This is a genomic window from Gemmiger formicilis (assembly GCF_016901605.1).
In the GTDB taxonomy this organism is placed as follows: Bacteria; Bacillota; Clostridia; order Oscillospirales; family Ruminococcaceae; genus Gemmiger; species Gemmiger formicilis_B.
Window position 1 is genome coordinate 1 of sequence record NZ_JACJKP010000526.1, and the last position, 346, is coordinate 346.

At 56.1% G+C, this 346-nt stretch carries 1 pseudogene; it reads left to right on the top strand.

What is annotated here, in order from left to right:
- Positions 1–10 precede the first annotated feature (10 nt).
- Positions 11–346 (top strand): annotated as a pseudogene (locus H6B10_RS15770) (carbohydrate ABC transporter permease); the annotation flags it as partial.

Sequence of the window (346 nt, forward strand, 5' to 3'; positions counted from 1 at the left end):
GAACCAAAGCATGAAACATATCAAAGACAAACGGGCGGAAACCGTCCTGGCCTATCTGGTCCTCATCGTCCTGTCCTTCCTGTGCCTGTTCTTCTTCTACATCCTGCTGGTGAACGCCACCCGCTCCCACGCAGACCTGCAGAAGGGCTTCAGCTGGCTGCCCGGCAACTATTTCCTGGAAAATCTCAAAAACGTGGCCAACGACGGCAGCTTCCCCATGTTCAAGGGCATCATCAACAGCCTGATCGTCTCCAGCTGCTCGGCGGCGCTGTGCACCTACTTCTCCGCCCTGACGGCCTACGGCCTCTATGCCTACCAGTTCAAGCTGAAAAAGGTGGCATTCACC